Consider the following 19,142-nt stretch of genomic DNA (forward strand, 5'->3'; position numbering starts at 1 on the left):
TTATCGGTCATATACGGACATTCTCTTTTCCATTAAATTCACGGCGATAGTCAGAATGGCGACAAGGATGAGATAATAGACCGCAACTATCAATAAGTAAGTCATTTCATCAAAGTTATTGCTTCCGAGTGTAGTAGATACATTGAACAATTCATCCATTGATATGAAAGCAGCAAGAGAAGAGTCCTTCAGTCCGATAATAAATTGGTTTCCAAGCGGCGGCAGTGCGCTCCGAAATGCCTGAGGAAGGATAATCCTTCTCATCGTCAAAGCTTTGGACATCCCCAAGGAACGCCCTGCCTCTGATTGGCCGGAGTCAACTCCCTGAATGGCCCCCCGGAAGATTTCTGCTATGTACGCTCCGTTATGGAAAGCCAACGCTAAAGCGGCTGCCCAAAAATCCGGAATCAGGAAGATCTTGCTGATCCCAAAGTACAAAATGAAGATCTGGACAATCAAAGGGGTCCCTCTGACTAAAAAGATATAGATATCCGAAATAAAACCTAAAACCTTGCTTTTCGTTAGTTTTAAAAGTGCAAAAACCAGCCCGATCACGATGCCGATTATAAGTGCTACCACAGTCAGTTTAAGCGTCAACCACATAGCATCCAGAAAGACGCCTTTTGTATCATATAAGGTTTGGAAAAAATGAGCCAAACTCCACACTTCCTTTCCCGATATCTATTTTTCCGGTTTTTCTGTAATGTCCTCCCCGAAATACGTTTTGCTGATAGCTGCTAACGTTCCATCCTCGTGCAGCTTCTCTAGGGCATTATTTATATCCTTTATTAACTGGGGATTATCCTTCGGTACAACAATTGCCTGCTCACTTCGGTCAATCAATTGCTGCGCTTTGATTTTAAACCCTTCTTTTATGGCTGTCTTTCCTGTCACAAAATCGGTAATGACAGCATCATGGCGGCCGATACTCAAAGCATTGAGAGCTGTTATATCACTATCGTACATTTTGATCGTATCTGTATACTTGGAGGCCGTATCAGCGTATGTTGATCCTTTTGCCACAGCCACTTCCTTTCCTTTAAGGTCATCTACCGTCTTTATTCCACTATCAGGCCGGGTAAAAATTTGCGGCCCTGAATAATAATAAGGATCTGAAAACAGCATATGTTTGCTTCGTTGCTTGTTAATAGTATGGCTTGCCACGGCAGCATCCGCGCGTCCTGATTTCACACCTTCAATAATCCCCTTGAATTTAATTCTCTTCGGGACAGGCTTCAATCCAAGTTCCTTAGCCACCGCCTTACCAACTTCAACATCGAATCCGGTAACCTCCATATTGTCCTTCACATAGCTGAATGGTTTGAACTCTCCGGAAGCCGCATAGACAAATTCGCGATTATGTATTAGTTTTGCCCCGCTTTCAGTACGGTCCTTCTCCGCGCAGGCCGTAAGGGCCAAACAGAGAGCAACCGCTACAGCCGCAGACCAAGCTTTTTTCATTCCACTTCCCCCTTTACTGTTTATTCCAAACTTGGTTATTATTAAATAACCTTATTTACAACATTCAAACCTCCTTAATTAATTTTCCAACATAATAACTATTATTCTAAGATGCATGAATAAGCGTTTCACTGAATCTTTAAAGTTATTTTTATAAAATAAAACAACAAAAAAGCCACGATCACTATAGATCATGGCTAACCAAAGGGAATCTTTTTCTACTTTTTCCATCTTTTTTTGATGACGCCTATCAGTAAAAAGCTGCTTAATATGCATGAAACCAAAAATCCAACTATGCCGAACAAGGGAATATCCAATACTTGGGGTTTCATATTAGTGGTGGATATAAGACTGGATCCGATTAAAAGTGCTGCTGATATAATACATATGATCATTTTATCGACCATATGGTCCAGCTGGCGGGTTGGTTCTTCCGCTCCAGTAACATCCAGGTTGAATTTAGCTTGCCCTTTCAGCATCAGCTTAAGAACATCTGACAATTGCGCTGGGATTTCACTGGCCTTTTTGGCTGTCACCAACAAAGATTTACCGTTATTTTTCAATTCCTGTTTCAGATCGAAGTCTTTGAGCGCAGTAGCGGTCAAATGATTAATCGCTATCTCCATGAAGTTGACATCCGGGCAGCATTCACGCAATACACCTTCAATTGTCAGAATACCTCTGGCGAGCATGGTGATTCCCGATGGCGCTTTAATGCGGTGGGAATGGCAAAGGTCCAGCATTTCACGCACCAATTCCCCAAGGTTCAATTCGCCCAAGTCCAAATCGCTGTATTTGTTCAGCATATCCTCGATATCCGCATATAATCGGCTATGGTTAACGGTCCTAGAACTGGTTCCAAAGGATAATACAACATTCTTCAATTCAAATACATCGTGGTCGACTATTGCTTTGACGGCCGTCTTCAATAATTGCTGGTCTTTACGGTTCAGCCTGCCGACCATGCCAAGATCCAGCCACACGATTTTGCCTTCCCTTACCCATATATTCCCCGGGTGCGGGTCAGCATGGAATACGCCATCTTCCAGAACTTGCTTCACGTAATTGGCCGCAAGCTTAATGCAGACTTCATGTAAATCATAGCCCAGTTCTTCAAGTTTCTTCGTTTTATTGATTTCGGTCCCATTCACATATTCCATCACAAGCAGTTTCGACGTTGACAGCTGGAATTCCATTTCTGGGAAAGCAATGTAAGTAATGCCTTCATTCAATACAGATAGTTCCCTGCAATTGTTCGCCTCGAGCACAAAATCCATTTCCTGCTGGGAAACAACCCACATTTCTTCCAATACGCTATTGAAATCAATGACATCTATCGGGCTTTCTATCAATTTCAACAGCTTTGCGGCTTTGCGGATCAACGTAATGTCCCGGGACATGGTTTCTTTTATCCCTGGCCGCTGCACCTTTACAACCGCCTTTCGCCCATCGCGTAACATCACCCTATGGACCTGGGCCATCGATGCAGAACCAAGAGGCTTTTCCTCAATTTCAGGAAAAACCTCTTCAGCAGGCAAACCGTATTCTTGTTCAATCAATTCGATAACAGTCTTAAATGGGATTGGTTTTACTTCTCCCCTGAGTTTTGCCAGCTCATCACAATAGCGTTGGGAAAGAACATCGGAACGCATGCTCATGATCTGGCCAATTTTTATATATGTAGGACCCAAGTCTTCAAGGATCAGACGCAGCTTTTCAGGCGTCATTCCATGGATGATTTCATGACGCTTCAGGACATTTACTATTTCTCTAAGCCGTAATGATGTGGTTTCTTCCTTTTTTTTCTTAGTCAGCTGCTTGTCCTTGCTCATATTATTTCTCCATTTCAGCTAATTTGCTTCGCAATGCATCGAGCTCCTCTTCACTCATCTGGTCAAGCTGATTCAGTATTGAAGATTGATCTGCAGTACCTTCAGGCTGTGCATCATTTTGCTGCTCATTCGCTTTATTGCTGTCTTTCACATTGCGCTTTAATTCTTCATTCAACACTTTGCCCTGTTCCACAGTAATTTCACCTTTTTTTATCAAAGTGTCCACAATTGCCTGTGATTTTTCATAAGTTGTCGCAACTGCTCCTATTCCTGCTAGCATTACTTTTTTCATTTCATCATTTAAGCCCATCAGTTATTCCTCCTTCAGAATTCAAAACTGGCTTTTTTGCTGGCCATGATTTTATGATCTCCCATGCGGTTTGCTGAAAAGTCCCATTAATGAAACTATTACTCTCTTATTGTAGTCTATTGCTCATATTGAATATAGATAGTTTGCGATTTTGTCGCCAATATGTCGAATTATCCTCTGTCCGTCATCTTCCCGCCTTAATCCTCCGGTTAGCACTGCGCAATATAAGGTTCGGTTCATGTAGGTAAAAATGGCGCAATCATTTTCTACACCTTCAATCTCCCCTGTTTTATTGGCAACCATTATTTCATCATCATGGATGAAATACGGTAGTTTATCCCTGAATTGTTGGTTTTCCAGTATATTTATCATCCATTTTTGGTTTTGACCATTCAAAAAAGAGGATTCGTTGATTAGCTTCAACGATTGGATTAAATCCTCTGAGCTGATCCAATTTTCCTTTCCAGCTTCCCGGCTGGCATAATCCATCATTTTTCTTTCTAAAGATATTTGTCTCAGTCCCCACTTCTTGAAATCGTTCTGGCACCTCTCCAAGCCTAAGTGGTCAATGACCAAATTGGTAGCACAATTATCAGACACAACAATCATCAAGGAGAGGGCATCCACCAATGAAATGGTCCTTTGCTGCATGGATTGCAGGACACCTGCCCCCGGTACTTTATCAGAGTCATGTATTTGCAAGGAATCTGATAAGTCCACCAGTCCCTGCTCATGAAGATGGAATGCTTCAATCAGAATCGGGACTTTTATAGTGCTGGCTGCTTTCATTGGAAGCTGGGCCTGATAGCCTACAGAATTTCCTCCTTCATGGATGGAAAAAGAAAACGTTCCTTCCAAGCCCTCTGCTGCATCCATCACTTGCCCATAGAGGTCGGTTAGATTCATTGGATCACCGCCATCATTTTATTTTTTGTATCAGCATCAACAACACTTTCATCGTATAAATGGCAGGCGACGAAATGGTCAGTTTCCACTTCCTTCCATTTCGGTTTATGTATAGAACAACACTCCATTGCGAATCTGCATCTAGTTCTGAATGTGCAGCCGCTCGGCGGATCTACCGGACTGGGCAGCTCGCCCTTCAGAATGATCCTTTCCCTTTGTTCCTCTAAGTCCGGATCAGGAATCGGAATCGCCGATAACAGGGCCTGTGTGTAGGGGTGATAAGGTTTTTCATAAAGCGAAGAGCTCCCGGCCACTTCAACCATGTGGCCTAGGTACATGACACCGATTCGATCGCTGATTTGCTTTACCATGGACAAATCATGCGCAATGAACAAAAACGTCAAGCCTTTTTCCATCTGGACTTTTTTCAATAAATTCATCACCTGTGCCTGCACAGAGACATCCAAAGCAGAAATAGGCTCATCTGCAATAATAAACTCTGGATTAAGCGCCAGCGACCTGGCTATTCCGATCCGCTGCCTCTGGCCGCCGCTGAACTCGTGCGGATACCGATTGGCATGATCCTTGCTAAGTCCGACATCCTCCAATAATTGCCCGATCACCTGCATTTTTTCCTTCTTGTTGCGATAAAGCCCATGGACCTCCATCGGTTCCGCAATCAGCTCAGCAACGGTAGAGCGCGGATTTAATGAAGCATATGGATCTTGGAAAATCATCTGCATTTTTCGATGAAAGGAAAATTTCTCTTTAGCGTTCATCCGTTTCAGGTTTTTGCCGTCATATATCACTTCTCCCTCTGAGGGTTCATACAGGCCGATGACTGTCCTGCCTAATGTCGATTTTCCACAGCCCGATTCCCCGACAATGCCAAAGGTTTCACCTTTGTAGATGTGAAGGCTTACTCCATCAACCGCTTTCAATTGAAGGCCTTTATTCAATGAAAAGTATTTTTTGAGAGAATTGATTTTCAACAGGACTTCTTTTGTCATTTTGCAGCCTCCCTTGTGTATCTTCTCACCGCACACAGCTCTTTTTCATACTCCATCCCTTTTAATGGAATGATTTCTACGTTTTTTCCTGTCTTTGGGGCATGGATAATGTGTTCATTTCCATAATAAAAGGCTACATGATGAATTTCCCCTTTTCCTTCTTCATAGGCAAAAAACAAAAGATCGCCTGGCTCCATTTCTTCTAAAGGGATGCTGTCTCCTTTAACAGCTTGGTCATGCGCATCTCGAGGAATAATATAGCCGTTGGCTCTGCACATATTATAGGTGAAGCCTGAACAATCGTACCCAAATGCACTCATCCCTCCCCATAAGTAAGGCAAACCGACGAAAACTTCAGCAGAGGATAATATATCTCCTCCTTTTCCTGGGACCATCTCATGGAATGCCGGGAAAAGTGACGCATCCTTCTTTAATATCTGCGCAAGGCCTTTCGGAGTATGGACAAGTATCTTTTCATTTTTGGTGCCGGCAACCCTAAAGCACGTGCCATAGCTGACAGTCCATTCACTCTCGTCGCCAAATACTACTTTAGCCCTTTGGTTCCGGACCATCGCTACAGGCAGTCCAGCTACATTCTCCATTAACGCAGACAGCTGGCATGAGGGAATCCAGCCTGGATAGCCATCCGGATTTTTGGAAGACGGCTGGCTTGGAATTAGTACTGAACACCATTCATCCTTTTCCTCAAGGAGAATGACCTCCTCATTGAATAAAACCTGGGTTTGGACACGATTGCCCTCACATAAATCAAGCAACTGGCCATAATCAAGGCTGCCGATCCATTTCTCCACATCGGCAGAAGATGAAATAGCCTCTCGGTCAACATCCCGGGAGCTTTCGGCATTTGTCCAGACAGTCGCTACAGGTACATTCACCATTCTTCTTTCCTTATTCATAGGAAACTCCTTTCAATCCATTGATAGTTAAGATGCCCATGCCTGGCCGGTCTGCAAAGGAGATGTGCCGGCCATCATAACTGATTCCGCCATCCAATGGATCAGATTTGAGCATCAAGGCGGCATCCAGGTCAAAACGGGTAATATTTTTTTGGCTGGCTGCAAGATGGGCTGCAGCCGTCAAACCAAGCTTCGTTTCGATCATGCTGCCAATCATGCATTCCACTCCGCATAACTCTGCCATTTTATTGATTTGAAGGGCATTTTGAATGCCGCCGCATTTCATTAATTTGATATTGATCAAATCAGCGCTTCTCGTTTTCAAAACTTCAAAAGCATCTTGAAGGCTGAAAACACTCTCATCAGCCATAATGGGCGTTTCTACGGCATTAGTCACCATCCTCAAGCCTTGTATATCCTCTCTATGGACCGGCTGTTCTATTAATTCGATTCCAAGGCCTGAATCCTCCAACTTTCTGATGGTTTGGATTGCAGCCTTGACTGACCATCCTTGGTTTGCATCCAGACGAATGTTAACGTCTTTTCCCACTGACTGGCGGATCGTCTTGATTCTTTCCACATCTAACAAAGGCTCATCTTTACCAACCTTTACTTTCAGGACATTAAACCCTTTCAGGCAGTAACTCTCGGCATCCTTCCCCATTTCAGCTGGTGAATTAACGCTGACAGTGAAATCTGTTTCTAGTGTATTCCGGTATCCTCCCAGATACTGATAGAGAGGAAGATTGGCAGATTGCGCCAAACAATCGTAAAGAGCCATATCGACAGCTGCTTTAGCTGATGGGTTGCCTACTAAAGAACGTTCAATCAAATGAAATATCTTTTCAAAATGGAGGGCATTTTGCCCGAGAAGGACTGGCTTTAAGACTTGCTCGATTGCTCCGGCTATCCCTGGCAAGCTATCGCCAGTTATGACATGCGTCGGAGGAGCCTCACCCCAACCTGTAATGCCATTGTCACACTGTATTTTCACCACTATGCTCTCCGCTTGCAGTACTGTACGCAATGCTGTTTTGAATGGTTTAACCAACGGCACTGATAGCCGGCTTATCTCTATTTGTTCTATAATCATGAGCCATCCCCCTTTTGAACTTAGACTATGTTAATCGGAAATACCTGATTCTATTACCAATTTGCGTTCGGAAGTATCCATTTCAGCGATTGTGCCAAGAGGCATGCCTATATGGGGAGAACAATGCCCCATTTTCAACCCTTTGAGCGCCGGCTTGCCGATCCTTTGAATATATTCATCCAATACTTCGTCAAGTGATCGTGTTTTCGCCCGATCCCCCGGCTCACAATTTTGAAAATCCCCCAGTACGATCCCCTGCACATCCTCCAGTTTTCCTGCCATCCATAACTGGTTCAGCATTCGGTCAATATTCCGCGGCTCTTCATTAATATCTTCAAAGAATAATAGCTTCCCTTTCGTATCAATTTCGTAATCCGTTCCTAGTGTACTCACTAACAAACAAAGATTTCCGCCGACTAATTCCCCTTTCGCATAGCCCGGATATGCCGCTTCGATTGATGAAATGCTTTCATCATAAACAATCGCTTCCGAATGGAATAGTTGCTTGAAATAGGCGGATGATTGTTCACTCCATTTGTCCTTCCCCATATCCGATGCAACCATCGGCCCATGGAAGGTAATTAATCCGCTTTTTTGGCGAATACTCGTGTGCAGAAATGTCAGATCGCTGTAGCCCCAAAATATTTTAGGATTTTCCCCTATCAACTCATAATCCAAAAGACTGGCAATTCTTCCAGTCCCATAACCTCCGCACGCAGAAACAATTGCCTGGACCTCCGGATCTTGGAACATCGCGTTTACATCTTCGGCCCTGTCCCGGTCATTGCCGGCCAAATAGCCTTTTTCTTCAAACACATGCTTTCCAAGCTTCACTTTTAATCCCAACTGCTTTAGATATTCTATCCCTGACAGAAGATTCATCTGATCCGGAGGGCTCGCTGGGGCGATAATGCCCACCGTATCTCCAGCAGCCAGCTTCTTAGGTTTTTTATACATTTGGATTTCCCCTTTCATGTAGAAATAGAGAGCAAGGGATGTTCCAGTAGACTGAACATCCCTTGCTAGATCCATCATGATGGATGCTATATTTCTACTCTTTCTTATCGGCCCATTTCAAATCCATATAACCGACTGGATGATACACAATTCCAGTGACCTTTTCATTTACAATATGCGGCTGATTATAAAAATGGATCGGGATGATCGGCAATTCTTCCATCAAGATTTTTTCTGCTTCGTACATATCGGCAAATCGCTTACTTTCATCCGCTTCCGCTTTTGCCGACTTGATCAAGGCATCATATTTTGCATTGCTCCAGCCTGTTCTGTTCATGCTGTGCCCCGTCTGGAAACTCTCCAGAAAATTGATCGGATCTGCATAATCCGGCAAGAAGGAGCTTCTGCTGAACTGGAACTCAAGATTGGATTGCTTCTCACTGAACACATTCCATTCCATATTCGCCAGTTTCACATCGACGCCAATATTCTGCTTCAGCATTTGTTGAACTGTCTCGGCGATTTTTTGGTGATTGGGGCTTGTGCTGTATGTCAAAGTGACCTCCGGCAGCTTATTGTACCCTTCTTCTTTCATCCCTTTTTCCAACAACTTCTTCGCTTCATTTACATCTGTCTTCAGCAAATCCCCATTCGTTTCCCTGAAGTCATTTCCTTTATCATCCTTCAACCCGTATGAAACGAATCCATACGCCGGCTTTTCTTTGTTTTTTGTGACGAAATCAACAATTTGCTGTTGATCTATAGCCATAGCAAATGCTTTTCTGATATTCACATTCTGAAATGGAGCTTTATTGACATTAAAGCGATAAAAATACGTACCGCCCTGATCGACAACATCGACTTTATTTTCTTTATACAGTTTTTCACTCAAATCGGACGGCACAGAACTGCTGTCCAGCTCACCTCTTTGAAACATTTGGTACTCAGTAGTCGGATCACTGACAATTGCCCAATGCACTTCATCCAACTTCACATTTTTGGCATCCCAGTACTGGTCATTGCGCTTCATATTGAAGGAAGTGCCTTGCTTCCATTCACTCAGCATGAACGGGCCATTCGACACAAACGTATCGGCGGAGTTGAACCATTTAGGATTTTTTTCGGCTGCCTTTTGATTGATCGGGAAAAAGGCCGGATTCGTAATCACATTGATGAAATAAGCCTGCGGCGCCTCCAAAGTCACCTCCAGCGTTTTTTCACCTACCGCTTTTACGCCTACATCCTCCACTTTGCCTTTTCCGCTATTGAATGCTTCTCCCCCTTTGATAAAGTTCCCCAAAAAGGAAGCTTCGGAACCAGTCTTTGGGTCAAGCAATCGCTTCCATGCATACTCGAAGTCACCTGCTGTGACCGAATCGCCATTCGACCATTTCGCCTTATCCCTAATATGGAAGGTATACACCTTTCCATCATCGGACACATCCCACTTTTCTGCCATGGCAGGCTTTGGCTCATTATTCTTATCTAGACGGACCATCCCTTCCATTAAGTTATTCAATGGATTCCATGAGACGGAATCGAACCCAATTGGCGGATCAAACGATTTTGGTGAATCGCCATTATTCAGATACAGTATTTTTTTCTCTTTCCCCCCGTCTTTTGGTTTGCCGGCACTTTCATTGGCTGTACAGGCAGCCATCATAAAGACAAGAACACACATGGACAAAATGGACAGAACCTTCCTCATATAAAAACCCCCTTAATACAAGATATTTATGTTAGCTTTCATTGCTGAATGACTTTTGCTCTCTGGTCCAGCAGCCAGCAGTCGGCATGATGCTGGCCATCTAATGAAACTCTGGACGGATACACTTTCTCGCATACAACCATTGTATGCGGACATCTCGGTGCAAAAGCACATCCCTCCGGCGGCGAAAATAAATCCGGAGGAGAACCCGGTATTGGAGTCAGTTCCTCTCCGCTTTTGTCTACCCTCGGAACGGACTGGAGAAGTCCTTTCGTGTATGGATGCTGCGGACGATAGAAAATATCCCGTTTTGTTCCTTCTTCGATGATTTTCCCTGCATACATAACTGCGACGCGGTCGGCAACTGAAGCAACCACTCCAAGGTCATGGGTAATTAAAATGATGCTTACTCCGGTCCTTTCCTGGATTTTCTTGAACAACTCCAATATTTGTGCCTGAATAGTCACATCAAGGGCTGTAGTCGGCTCATCCGCAATCAATATCTTCGGTTCACATACAAGGGCCATAGCTATTACTATACGCTGCCTCATACCGCCGCTAAATTCATGGGGATATTGCTTCATCCTCATTTCAGCATTGGGAATCCCGACGAGCCGCATCATTTCCAACGCTTTTTCCTTCGCTTGCTGCTTGGGGATCTTTTGATGCGATATGATTCCTTCTACCATTTGGCTTCCGATAGAAAGAGTTGGATTCAAAGCTGTCATAGGGTCCTGAAAAATCATGGCGATATCAGCCCCACGGATTTTCCGCATAGAACGGTCATCTATATCCGTCAGATCGAGTTGATTGAACAAGATGCTTCCTTGATCAATCGAACTGGAATTTTCGGGAAGAAGCCCCATTATACTTTGGGATGTTACACTTTTGCCGGAGCCGGATTCACCGACGATTGCCAGTGTTTCGCCTTTATGTAAATCGAACGTTACACCGCGAACAGCCCTGATTCTTCCGCCATATGTCTTAAAAGAAACGTGAAGATTTTTAACCTCTAATATTTTTGCCATAGTTACCTCCTAAGCTTAGGATCTAAGGAATCCTGAAGCCCGTCTCCTAGCACATTGAAGCTGAACATCGTAAGTGATATAAAAAGTGCTGGAAAAAACAGCCTCCACCAATATCCGGATAGGATAACCGAGAGCGCATCATTCGCCATCGAACCCCAGCTAGCCATCGGCGACTGAATGCCTAAACCAAGAAAGCTCAGGAAGGCTTCAGCAAAAATGGCGGATGGAACGGTCAATGTCATCTGCACAATTATCAATCCCATTGCATTCGGCAGCAGATTCTTCCTTATAATTCTCTTAGTGCTGGTTCCAAACGTTTTGGAAGCGAGTACAAATTCATAATTCTTAATCTGCAGCACCTGGCCGCGCACCATCCTCGCCATGCCGACCCACCCTGTCACAGACAGTGCAAGGATAATGGTCCCCATCCCTGGGCCCATCACAACCATCAAAAGGATGACAACCAACAAATAAGGAAGGCCATAAAGCACTTCAACAATCCTCATCATGACAGCATCCGTCTTTCCTCCCTTATAGCCTGATATGCCGCCCCAGACCACTCCGATGAAAAAATCGATCAAAGCGGCCATAAAACCGACAAACAGAGAAATACGGGCCCCGTACCATGTCCGGGTAAATACATCTCTTCCTAAATCGTCCGTGCCGAACCAATATTCAGCCGATGGAGGCAAATTCTGTTTTGTTAATTGCTGGCTCCCAACACTTCCGCTATGAGGGGAAATAAAAGGGCCAATAACCGCCATGACAATCAGAACAATCAGAAAAAACAACCCGGCCATCGCCAATTTATTTGTTTTCAGCCTGAGCCAGGCATCCTGCCAGAACGATAGGCTTGGGCGCACTATGGATTCTGCGCTATTTTTGAGGTTTGCAGAAGGAGTAAACCACTCATCAGGTATGTCAGGATTAGGTTTGATACTCTCTTTTTGTCCGATGATCATTTATTGTCCCTCCTTCTTATGCAGCTTAATCCGCGGATCCACTAATCCGTAAGCCAAGTCAACCAGGAACAGCATAACAATGAGCAATCCCCCATAAAACACAGTTGTAGCCATGATGACGGGGTAATCTCTCGTATTGATGCTTTCCACAAAATAACGGCCCATTCCCGGTATAGCAAAAATTTTCTCTATAACAAACGTTCCTGTCAGAATACCGGCCGCTAATGAACCCAGTACAGTAATGACAGGCAGCAAAGCATTCTTCAACGCATGCTTGAATACAATTTTGACCGGTGACAATCCCTTTGCCTTGGCCGTTCTGATATAGTCCTGCGTCAATACTTCCAGCATGCTCGACCTGGTAAGGCGGGCAATGATAGCCATAGGCCCTGTCGCTAAAGCAATTGTCGGAAGGACCATATGCATCGGGCTTGTCCACGTGGCTGGTGGAAAAATCGGCCAATGCACTGCCAGCACTTGTATTAAAAGTGTGGCCAATACAAAATTGGGGACAGAAATGCCCAGTACTGCGCAGCCCATTGCCAGGTAATCAATGACGCCGTTGTGCCTTAAGGCAGCCACACACCCCAATGCAATTCCCGATACGGTTGCAACAAGCAATGTCAATGCTCCTAATTCAAACGAGACTGGAAATCCAGCGCCCAGCATATCATTGACATCCTGGGAAGATTTCGAAATGGATGGACCAAAATCCAATGTCACCAAGGATTTTAAATAGAATAGATACTGGACTGGCAAGGGTTCATCCAGATGATAGAAAGCTTCCATATTTTTTCTTACGGTTTCACTTGTTGTTTTTTCATTGTTGAAGGGCGATCCAGGGATGCTGTGCATTAATATGAAGGTCAATGTCATGATTACCCATAATGTCAGGATCATGGCAATAAATCGTTTTACGACATAATTTGACATATTGTCCACATCCTAATTAAATGTTGAATTCGAGGCCAGCTCTGTCATGACAAGCATCGCTTTATAGGCTTCCAGAATATCATCAGCCTGGAATGAGACCTTGGTTGTGCCTTCTATAAGTTCTGTTCCCGGCATTAGGTTAGCCCATTCCGCTTGTCCGTAATTATTGAATTCAATTGTCAGCAATGGATGATCCGGTGGAGTTAACGGTTCTATTTTGTCTATTGATAGAAGTGCCTTTGCGGTTTTCTCTTTTAGCAATTGTTTTGCTTTAACAGGGGTGAGTGTTAGTGCAGCAGATCTAGATGAGGTTTCTTTTACGATAGCAGTAGTGATATTCGGGATTAAAGCCTTTGCTTCCTCGGCAGCTCCATCATCGCCGGCAACCATGATGACCGGCACGCCATAATAGCCTGCCACATATGCATTTAAGCCGAGTTCTCCTACTTCTATTTCATTTATGTACATTTTTTTGACGGCAAAAACCATCGTATGCGACATGACACCCCTAGCCGAGGCACGCGCATGGTAACCTACAAAAATGGCGGCGCGAAACGTATCATCCAAGCCTTGTACCATCGAAAAGGGTTTAACATCTCCCGAAATCAGCTTTACATCGGGATGCATGTGTTCAATGAGCAGATTATTCATTTTTGAATGGCTATCATTGACGATGACCTCGCTGCAGCCTTCAGAAAAAGCGGAAGCAGCTACTGCATTGGCTTCTTCGGTCATAATGGCCCGGCCGCGCCCATAGTTATGCTTGTCGGAAGAAACATGGGTATGATCAACCAGACCAGTTATCCCTTCCATATCAACAGACATATATAATTTCAAATTACTTCCTCCATTTCTTAAATATTCTAATAATTTTAAATTATTATACTATAATTACCGGTCAACTTCATCCTTATTTTTTCCTGATCTCCAACAAATTCTTTTACGCTTCTTATGCCGGGCAAAAAAGAGGCGTCCTTCATTTGAAAAAAATGGCCGACCTACTGCCGAAAAGTGCGCTTATAGCCTTGTTCACCCCCTTAAGCTAAAGTATTTTTGGCGAAATTAGCCTATTTTTCAAAAAACAAACTTTAAAACCTAGTAATTACATAAGAATTGTAGTATTATAATTCCAACCTAAAAATCGAAGGGGTGTTAACATGGCTCAAATGATCATTACAGGTATAATTTGCGGCGCATTATTGGGTTTTGTCCTGCAAAGAGGGCGTTTTTGCGTCGTTGGCGCATATAGGGATTTACTGATTGCAAGAGATGGCAGAATGTTTCTTGCCACCTTTATCGTCATAGCTATTCAAAGCGTAGGTGTATTCATCCTCAAGGATACAGGCGCCATTTCTTTGGAGGCTGGTCCATTTCCTTGGTTGGGAACCATTCTGGGGGGGCTAATATTCGGAGCTGGGATGGTGCTTGCCGGAGGCTGTGCCACTGGAACTTGGTACAGAGCAGGCGAGGGCTTGATCGGCAGCTGGGTGGCATTATTCGGTTATATGCTCGGTGCAGCCATGTCTAAATTCGGCATACTGTCTCCGACAGCAAATAAGATACAATCCTATCAAACAAGCGACACCTATATTTTCGAAACATTCCGTGTTTCACCGTGGATATTAGTCATAGTCTTGATATTGATTGTCGGCGGGTTTATCCTACGGGAAGCCAAAAAGCCAAAAGTAAAAGTCGCAAGATTGAAACCGAAGAAAACAGGCATTGCCCATCTTTTATTTGAAAAATCATGGCACCCTTTCTTTACGGCCTTTTTGGTCGGCTTAATCGCCATTCTGGCCTGGCCTTTAAGCGAAGCGACTGGCCGCATGCACGGCCTGGGTATTACAACACCAAGCGCAAAAGTGCTCCAATATGCGGTAACCGGCGATAAAGCCATTCTTGATTGGGGTGTATTCCTAGTCCTTGGAATATTAATCGGTTCTTATCTGGCTGCAAAAGGAAGCGGGGAATTCCGTTTCCGCCTGCCGGACAAAAAAACATTGGGCAATAATGCTGCCGGCGGATTAATCATGGGATTCGGCGCTACATTGGCCGGCGGCTGCACGATTGGAAATGGGTTAGTGAATTCCGCTATCTTCACATGGCAAGGTTGGGCATCCATTGTCTTTTTCCTTTTAGGAACATGGATCGCTGTCTATTTCACGATTATCCGCAACTCAAGAACAGCCCGGCCAACCATTCAATCTAAAGTGAAGGCATCATAAATAATAGGGGGAATAAAAATGGCTAAAGTATTAGAAACAACAGGAATGGTATGTCCATTCCCATTGGTTGAAGCTAAAAAAGCAATCGAAGATATGGAAAAGGGGGAAGAGCTAATTATCCATTTTGATTGCACACAGGCAACTGAAAGCATTCCCAGATGGGCTGCTACCGACGGGCACGAAGTGACTGAATTCGAACAAATCGATGATGCTCAATGGAAAATTATTGTTAAAAAAGGGTAAAGTGCCCCTACACAAAAAAGCAATCCCTGTTCAACGTGGAAGGGGGATTGCTTTTTTATTTATTCCTGTCCATTAAGCAGCTTCCTTTTTACATAGTCTTGACTATTCATCCAAACGTTATCTTGTTGCTTTCGGCACTGTTAAGCTCTTCCAATCATCAGCCACTAATTGTTTGGCTATAAAAACAATTTGCCCAATATGATAAGAATAGTGGTACATTTGCCTTTCAATGGCCTCTATGACTGAATGAGGTTCTTTTCTGATTGTAACGGTCTTCAATAAATCTTCTTCCTTGAGACTTTCCAATGTGCCAATACACGCTTTCCACCCTATATTCCAGCTTTGAAGCAAATCCTGCCGGTTAGCAAAATGCTGAATAAATTCCCCATCACGGTTGCGGTTTTCCTTTTCACCGTCCGCGGATAAAAATTGTGTCCATCTTGAAACCATATTTCCGCTCATATGCTTAACGATGATCGCAATGCTGTTCGATGATTCATTATCCTGCCAAAAGAGTCCGCTGTCGCTTACTTGTTCAATCGCTCCTTCCGCAATTCTTTTCATGTCAACAAAGCGTTCACATACAACACGTAAATATTCTTTACCAATCATAGTCGATTGCCCCTCTCAATATTCTCTCTGTATAACTATTCTTTTTCACACAAAATAAATCCTACTTAATAAGGAAAAAAACATATTACATTTTCGTTACTTTGTTATACACTATGTATAACAGATAACACAAAAGGGAGAAATGATATGTGGCTTACACTTGATTTTGAATCAGAAATTCCCATATATACCCAATTAGTCTACTCAGTCATGAAAGGCATTGCTACAGGCGAATTGCAGTCCGGAGACCCTCTGCCGTCAGTCCGTTCTTTAGCCAGTGACCTGGGAGTCAATATGCATACAGTCAACAAAGCCTATCAGCAATTAAAGGAAGAGCGCTTTATCGCCATACACAGTAAAAAATGTGCTGTCATTGAAGATCCCGAAGCAAGGAAAGCAACTGATGAACAACTACAACTGCTCCAACATAAACTCCAGCCTTTAGTGATTGAAGCAATAGGCAGAGGCCTGACGCATGCTGAACTCCAAAAGCAAATCAGCCTTGTTTATTCATACATACTTTCAGAAAAGGAGTAAACCCGATGGAACATCTATTAATCATTTTTATTATGCTGCCAGCAATAATCCTCATTGCCGGTACCCCATATTTCACCAGAAAGACTGAATTATTCGGTGTATCAATGCCGGAGGAAATATCGAACCGTTCCGATATACAGGCGATGAGAAAACGGTATGCACTGCAGACCGGCATAACGATACTCGGATTGACCGCAATACTGCTCGGAGCCGCTTATTTGTTTGAGGGCAGTACCGATGCAATCCTAGCAATTGGCATGGCTGCAATCATAATAATCCTTCCCTTCCTCTTCTACCTCCCTGCCCATAAGAAATTAACAAAAATGAAACGGAAGGAAGGGTGGTTCGATAATAAAAAGACTGAACGGATCATCATAGATACAACCTTCCATTCGAAAAAAATAATCCATTCTTACAGCTGGTTTTTGATTCCCGGTTTTATTACAATAACTACAGCTCTTATAAGCATGTTCATGTACGATTCATTGCCTTCTAGCATTCCGACACATTTTGATTTCCGGGGAAATCCTGATTCATATAGCAGGACAACGTTCGGCACTGTTTTTTTACTTCCAACCATCCAGTTTGCAAGTGTTTTACTGATGATGGCGGTCAATATGAGCATTAAGAAAGCAAAGCAACAGATTAATGCACAAAATCCCGCTGAATCTGCCATCCAATCCATTGCTTTCAGGCGTAGATGGTCGGGGTTCATAATTGTCACTGCCACGTTTATGTGCATTCTTTTTTTACTAGTCCAATTGAGCATGTTTAATCTTATTTCTTCTCAAATAAGCATCTATGCTTCCTTTGGATTGACCTTTTTGCTTCTTTTATACACGGTTTACCTGACCATCAAAGTCGGCCAGGGGGGGAGCCGGATTAAGACCGGCAAGAAAGCGGCCACTTCCTTCAGCAATAGGGATGAAGATGAACATTGGAAATTGGGCTTATTCTATTGGAATCGGGAGGATCCTTCCATTTTTGTCGAAAAACGATTCGGCATAGGCTGGACGTGCAATTTTGCCCATCCAATTGCCTGGATCAGCATTCTTGCCATTTTGCTTATAGCCTTCCTACCCCTTATTTTTATGTAACTTCGTATACTCGGATAGATGTAGGGATAAGACCGCTTTTGAGTGGTACTTTTTATAGTAGAAGAACAACAAAAAATACTTAAGGAGAATTTGATGAAATTCATTCTTATTTTCGGTCCCCAGGCGGTCGGAAAAATGACTGTCGGGCAAGAACTTGCTGAATTAACTGGCTTGAAACTTTTTCATAACCATATGACAATCGATATAGTAAGTGAATTTTTTGATTACAGTACAAAAGAAGGAAAAAGACTAGTAAGCTTATTTCGGCAGGAGATTTTTGAAGAAGTATCAAAGAGCAATTTGTATGGAATGATTTTCACCTACGTTTGGGCATTTGACCATAAGGCTGATTGGGATTATGTAAAAAAGATTTCCCGTCTCTTCGAAGACAGGGGCGGGAACGTATACTATGTTGAACTTGAAGCAGATTTGGAAGAAAGAGTTTTCCGAAACAAAAGTGAAAATAGGCTCAAACACAAACCATCAAAACGAAACATTGAATGGTCTGAAAATGATTTAAGAGTATCGATGGATATGTATAGATTGAATTCATTTGAAGGCGAACTGAATACCCCGAATTATATCAAAATACATAACTCTACTCTTAGTGCAAGAGATGCGGCGAAACAAATAAAGGACAGATTTCAATTGTAAGGAAAAAAGGCACTTGGAATATCCAAGTGCCTTTATACGTTATTTATATACTTTCACACGGTCTTCAACGGGATTGAATTGCTTTTCGCCTGCTTCAGCCAATGGTTTTCCGAAAGGCATTTGTGCTGTAAGCTTCCAATTGGATGGTACATTCCACTTAGCTGCAACCGCTTCATCAATCAATGGGTTGTAATGCTGCAGGGATGCGCCGAAACCTTCCGCTTCAAGAGAAGTCCATACAGCCAATTGGAGCATGCCTGTTGAATGTGATGAATAGGTCGGGAAAGCATCTTTATATAATTCGAACTGTTTTTGCAAAGCCGCAACGGTATCTTGATCTTCAAAAAACAAAACTGTACCATATCCAACTTTGAAGGATTCCATTTTTTCCTCTGTGCCGGCAAATCCATCTGCAGGGACAATTTTGCGGAGTGTTTCCTTTGTTAAATCCCACAATTGGTCATGCTGTTCACCCAAAAGGACAAGCACACGTGAAGTTTGCGAGTTGAAGGCGGATGGTGAATGATTCACCGCATGTTCCACAATCTCTTGAATTCTTTCATCCGAAACAGGCGCTTCCTTGCTGATTGCATAAATAGAGCGTCTATCTTTCAATGCACTATAAAAATCTTTTGCCATGATGTAAATCTCCTTTAT

Annotated in this window: 21 protein-coding genes; 5 read left to right on the plus strand and 16 right to left on the minus strand. The window is 43.3% G+C overall.

Going from position 1 to position 19,142, the window contains the following annotated elements; translation table 11 throughout:
* The 14 genes from ABC357_RS12740 to ABC357_RS12805 form a co-directional block, all read right to left on the minus strand.
* The gene (locus tag ABC357_RS12740; RefSeq protein ID WP_412887867.1) at window positions 1-666 is read right to left on the minus strand and encodes an amino acid ABC transporter permease; all 666 of its coding nucleotides are present in this window, start codon (window positions 664-666) and stop codon (window positions 1-3) included.
* A 15-nt stretch (window positions 667-681) separates the two neighbouring features.
* A complete protein-coding gene (locus ABC357_RS12745) occupies window positions 682-1,461 on the minus strand; it encodes a transporter substrate-binding domain-containing protein (protein ID WP_412887868.1) in 780 nt (259 codons plus the stop codon).
* A gap of 218 nt (window positions 1,462-1,679) precedes the next feature.
* On the minus strand, window positions 1,680-3,293 hold the full coding sequence (locus ABC357_RS12750) for an ABC1 kinase family protein (RefSeq protein WP_412887869.1): 1,614 nt from the start codon (window positions 3,291-3,293) through the stop codon (window positions 1,680-1,682).
* 1 nt (window position 3,294) lies between these two features.
* Window positions 3,295-3,603 (minus strand): phasin family protein, encoded by a 309-nt coding sequence (locus ABC357_RS12755; protein ID WP_412887870.1) that lies wholly within the window; start codon window positions 3,601-3,603, stop codon window positions 3,295-3,297.
* Between the two features lie 123 nt (window positions 3,604-3,726).
* Entirely contained in the window at window positions 3,727-4,509 is a 783-nt protein-coding gene (locus ABC357_RS12760; RefSeq protein ID WP_412887871.1) for a serine hydrolase, read from the minus strand.
* Window positions 4,506-5,519, minus strand: coding sequence for an ABC transporter ATP-binding protein (locus ABC357_RS12765; protein WP_412887872.1), 1,014 nt, complete (start codon window positions 5,517-5,519; stop codon window positions 4,506-4,508). Before ABC357_RS12765 ends, ABC357_RS12760 begins: the two co-directional genes overlap by 4 nt.
* Window positions 5,516-6,436: a C40 family peptidase gene (locus ABC357_RS12770; RefSeq protein ID WP_412887873.1), complete on the minus strand. Its 921-nt coding sequence runs from the start codon at window positions 6,434-6,436 to the stop codon at window positions 5,516-5,518. The genes ABC357_RS12765 and ABC357_RS12770 overlap by 4 nt, the downstream gene beginning before the upstream one ends.
* Window positions 6,429-7,529 (minus strand): mandelate racemase/muconate lactonizing enzyme family protein, encoded by a 1,101-nt coding sequence (locus ABC357_RS12775; RefSeq protein WP_412887874.1) that lies wholly within the window; start codon window positions 7,527-7,529, stop codon window positions 6,429-6,431. The genes ABC357_RS12770 and ABC357_RS12775 overlap by 8 nt, the downstream gene beginning before the upstream one ends.
* A 30-nt stretch (window positions 7,530-7,559) precedes the next feature.
* On the minus strand, window positions 7,560-8,504 hold the full coding sequence (locus ABC357_RS12780; protein WP_412888659.1) for a S66 peptidase family protein: 945 nt from the start codon (window positions 8,502-8,504) through the stop codon (window positions 7,560-7,562).
* Between the two features lie 76 nt (window positions 8,505-8,580).
* Window positions 8,581-10,194: a peptide ABC transporter substrate-binding protein gene (locus ABC357_RS12785; RefSeq protein WP_412887875.1), complete on the minus strand. Its 1,614-nt coding sequence runs from the start codon at window positions 10,192-10,194 to the stop codon at window positions 8,581-8,583.
* A gap of 38 nt (window positions 10,195-10,232) precedes the next feature.
* Window positions 10,233-11,222 (minus strand): ABC transporter ATP-binding protein, encoded by a 990-nt coding sequence (locus tag ABC357_RS12790; RefSeq protein ID WP_412887876.1) that lies wholly within the window; start codon window positions 11,220-11,222, stop codon window positions 10,233-10,235.
* 2 nt (window positions 11,223-11,224) lie between these two features.
* Entirely contained in the window at window positions 11,225-12,184 is a 960-nt protein-coding gene (locus tag ABC357_RS12795) for an ABC transporter permease (protein ID WP_412887877.1), read from the minus strand.
* Window positions 12,185-13,117 carry an ABC transporter permease gene (locus ABC357_RS12800; RefSeq protein WP_412887878.1) on the minus strand — a complete coding sequence of 311 codons (933 nt, stop codon included), beginning with the start codon at window positions 13,115-13,117 and terminating at the stop codon, window positions 12,185-12,187. It lies immediately after the preceding gene.
* Window positions 13,118-13,129: 12 nt separating this feature from the next.
* Entirely contained in the window at window positions 13,130-13,954 is an 825-nt protein-coding gene (locus tag ABC357_RS12805) for a M55 family metallopeptidase (RefSeq protein WP_412887879.1), read from the minus strand.
* A 320-nt stretch (window positions 13,955-14,274) separates the two neighbouring features.
* Between ABC357_RS12805 and ABC357_RS12810 the strand changes: the two genes are divergently transcribed.
* Window positions 14,275-15,342 (plus strand): YeeE/YedE thiosulfate transporter family protein, encoded by a 1,068-nt coding sequence (locus ABC357_RS12810; protein WP_412887880.1) that lies wholly within the window; start codon window positions 14,275-14,277, stop codon window positions 15,340-15,342.
* 18 nt (window positions 15,343-15,360) lie between these two features.
* Entirely contained in the window at window positions 15,361-15,585 is a 225-nt protein-coding gene (locus ABC357_RS12815; protein WP_412887881.1) for a sulfurtransferase TusA family protein, read from the plus strand.
* A gap of 117 nt (window positions 15,586-15,702) precedes the next feature.
* On the opposite strand, the gene ABC357_RS12820 is transcribed toward ABC357_RS12815, so the two are convergent.
* A complete protein-coding gene (locus ABC357_RS12820; protein WP_412887882.1) occupies window positions 15,703-16,197 on the minus strand; it encodes a DUF1572 family protein in 495 nt (164 codons plus the stop codon).
* A gap of 147 nt (window positions 16,198-16,344) precedes the next feature.
* On the opposite strand from ABC357_RS12820, the gene ABC357_RS12825 reads away from it, so the two are divergent.
* From ABC357_RS12825 to ABC357_RS12835, 3 genes are all read left to right on the plus strand, one after another.
* Window positions 16,345-16,734 (plus strand): GntR family transcriptional regulator, encoded by a 390-nt coding sequence (locus tag ABC357_RS12825; RefSeq protein WP_412887883.1) that lies wholly within the window; start codon window positions 16,345-16,347, stop codon window positions 16,732-16,734.
* A gap of 5 nt (window positions 16,735-16,739) precedes the next feature.
* A complete protein-coding gene (locus ABC357_RS12830) occupies window positions 16,740-17,831 on the plus strand; it encodes a DUF1648 domain-containing protein (protein WP_412887884.1) in 1,092 nt (363 codons plus the stop codon).
* A 93-nt stretch (window positions 17,832-17,924) separates the two neighbouring features.
* The gene (locus ABC357_RS12835; RefSeq protein ID WP_412887885.1) at window positions 17,925-18,485 is read left to right on the plus strand and encodes an AAA family ATPase; all 561 of its coding nucleotides are present in this window, start codon (window positions 17,925-17,927) and stop codon (window positions 18,483-18,485) included.
* Window positions 18,486-18,524: 39 nt separating this feature from the next.
* Here the strand turns inward: ABC357_RS12835 and ABC357_RS12840 are convergent, their stop codons facing one another.
* On the minus strand, window positions 18,525-19,124 hold the full coding sequence (locus tag ABC357_RS12840; RefSeq protein ID WP_412887886.1) for a nitroreductase family protein: 600 nt from the start codon (window positions 19,122-19,124) through the stop codon (window positions 18,525-18,527).
* Between the last annotated feature and the right edge of the window lie 18 nt (window positions 19,125-19,142).

The sequence above is a fragment of the Bacillus kalamii genome (genome assembly GCF_047238185.1).
Lineage (GTDB): Bacteria > Bacillota > Bacilli > Bacillales > DSM-1321 > Bacillus_AD.